Source organism: Streptomyces sp. NPDC051776, from assembly GCF_040681345.1.
GTDB lineage: Bacteria > Actinomycetota > Actinomycetes > Streptomycetales > Streptomycetaceae > Streptomyces.
The window spans coordinates 1-2,891 of record NZ_JBFAYQ010000139.1 but is presented as its reverse complement, the minus strand read 5'-3'; the positions used below and the strand labels follow the sequence as shown (position 1 = coordinate 2,891).

At 71.7% G+C, this 2,891-nt stretch carries 1 protein-coding gene; it reads right to left on the bottom strand.

Going from position 1 to position 2,891, the window contains the following annotated elements; genetic code table 11:
- The coding region (locus AB0M26_RS31695; protein WP_365266448.1) for a polyketide synthase dehydratase domain-containing protein at positions 1–2,891 on the bottom strand (2,891 nt) is incomplete at both ends.

The following is a 2,891-nucleotide window of genomic DNA, read 5'->3' as shown; positions in this document are numbered from 1 at the left end:
CGCCGCACATCCCAGCACGTAACCGGCAGCGGCTCGAGCACCCCCGCCTCGAACAACACAACCAACTCGGCCAGCATCTGACCGATCCGCTCCGGACCCGCCTCCCACAGATCGAACGCACGGTAAGCCACGCCCGGATGCTCGGTGGCTACCGTCTCCGGATCCCGGACATCCGTCTTGCCCATCTCCAGGAACCGGCCACCACGCGGCAGCAACCTCAGCGAGGCATCCACGAACTCGCCCGCCAGCGAATCCAGCACCACATCCACACCACGACCACCAGTCGCAGCGAGAAAAGCATCTTCAAAGGTCAGGTCCCGCGACGAGGCCATGTGCGCATCATCCAGACCAAGACCACGCAGCGTGTCCCACTTCCCCACGCTGGCCGTCCCGAACACCTCGGCACCCATGTGACGTGACAGCTGGGCCGCGGCCATACCCACACCACCGGCCGCCGCATGCACCAGCACCGACTCCCCCGACCGCACGCCAGCCAAATCCCGCAGCGCGTAGTACGCCGTCAAGAACACAATCGGCACCGACGCCGCCTGCGCAAACGACCACCCGGCAGGAACCCGCGCCACCGTCCGCGCATCCGCCACCGCAACCGGACCGAACGCACCCGGGAACATGCCCATCACACGGTCACCGACCGCCAGTTCGGTGACCCCCGGACCGACCTCGGTCACCACCCCCGCGCCTTCGCCGCCGAGCAGCCCCGCCTCACCCGGGTACATGCCGAGGGCGTTGAGCACATCACGGAAATTGACACCCGCCGCCCGCACCGCAATACGCACCTGCCCCGGCGCCAGCTCCGCCCCCGCCTCCGGGAAGGGAGTCAGCGCAAGGGTGTCCAGGGTGCCCTTCTCCAGGCTGTCCAGATGCCAGGCCGACTCGGCAGCCGGGATCGGGAGCCCGCCGCCCAGCGGGACACGGCCGAGGCGCGGCGCATGGGGTATGCCGTCGCGGAGCGCGATCTCCGGCTCGTCCGACGCCAGAGCCCGGGCGAGCGCGGCTCGGGAGGGGGCCGAGCCGTCGATGTCGACGAGCGCGAAACGATCCGGCGCCTCGGCACGTGCCGCCCGTACCAGGCCCCAGGCCGCCGCCAGGGCCGGTTCCGGAGCCGACGAGTCGAACGCGACCGCCCCCTCCGTGACGATCACCAGTCGGGATTCCTCGAATCGCTCGTCGGCCAGCCAGCTCTGCACGGCGTCCAGGACGCCACCGGTGACGGCATGGGCGGCTTCCGCCGTGTCCCCTGCCCCGCCGTTCAGGCCGCGGCCCGCGGCGAACAGGACGGTCCCGGGGACAGCGGAGGGCAGTTCGGCCAGTGACGGATACGTCGTGGCGCCGGGCGCGAGGTCCTCGTCACCGACCACCGCCAACTCGCCGTTGCCGTAAGCGTCCTGCTCGGGCAGCGGCACCTTCGTCCAGTCCACCTGGAAGAGGCCGTCCCGGTGGCCGTCGGCCTCGGCGCCGGCGGCGAGGTCGCCGGAGACCTGGCGCAGCAGCAGTGACTCGACGGAGGCGACCGGGCCGCCCGTCGGGTCGGCCAGGTGCAGAGCAACCGCTTCCGGACCGGCCTGCACCATCCGTACGCGCAGGGCCCGCGCCCCCGACGCACGCAGCGACACGCCGCTCCAGGAGAACGGCAGCCGCCCGTGTCCAGCATCCGCCAGCGACACGAACATCATCGCGTGCAGCGCGGAGTCCAGGAGCGCCGGGTGGACGCCGAAGTCGCCCGCCGTCCGCTCGTGTTCGCCGGGCAGCCCGACCTCGGCGAAGACCTCGGCACCGCGCCGCCAGACGGCGCGCAGTCCCTGGAACACCGGCCCGTAGGCGAATCCGGCTTCAGCGAAGCGGTCGTAGAAACCTTCCAAGGGGACGGGCTCGGCGTTCGGCGGCGGCCAGGCGGTCAGGTCGGGGGCCGTGGTGCCGACGGGCGGGGGACCGGAGGCCAGGGAGCCGCTTGCGTTCAGCGTCCACGGATCGGTGTCGAGGGCGTCCTCGGCACGGGAGTACACCTCCACCGTGCGCCTGTCCGACTCGTCGGGCGCTCCGACCCTGACCTGTACGAGCCGTCCCGTACGCTCGGGCACGACCAGCGGGGCGGCGATGGTCAGTTCCTCCACACTGTCGTAGCCGAGCTGTCCCGCGGCGCACATGGCGAGTTCGAGGAATCCGGTACCGGGGAAGAGGACCGTGCCGGTGACGGCGTGGTCGCGGAGCCAGGGGTGCGTCGTGAGCGACAGACGTCCGGTGAACAGCGCTTCGTCGCTGCCCGCCACGCGCACGGCGGCGCCCAGGAGCGGGTGCTCCGCGGATCCGACGCCCGCCGAACCGAGGTCGCCGAGGGTGACGCCGGTGAGGTTCGGCCAGTACCGGCGGCGCTGGAAGGCGTACGTCGGCAGGTTCACGGACCGCGCCGGGCCACCGCCGGTGATCGTCGGCCAGTCGATGTCGGCCCCGTGGACGAACAGCGCGGCCACCGCCGCGAGGACGCTCGGCGCTTCGGGCCGGTCCTTGCGGAGCACGGGTACGAGTACCGCTGTTCCGGGGTCGTCCAGGGCGGTCCGGGCGAGGGCGGTGAGGGTGCCGTCCGGCCCCAGTTCGAGGTAGCGGCCCGTGCCCTGTTCGAGGAGGACGTGGACGGCGTCGGCGTACCGGACGGTCTGCCGGACGTGCCGCACCCAGTACTCCGGGTCCGTCAACTCATGGGCGTCGGCGGCCTTTCCGGTGACGGTGGAGACGAGGGGCAGCTTCGGCCGCTCGTAGGACAGGGTCTCCGCCACTGCACGGAAGTCGGCGAGCATGGGCTCCATCAGCGGGGAATGGAAGGCGTGGCTGACGCGGAGGGCCGTGGCCTTGCGGTCCCCGTTACGGAAGTGGAC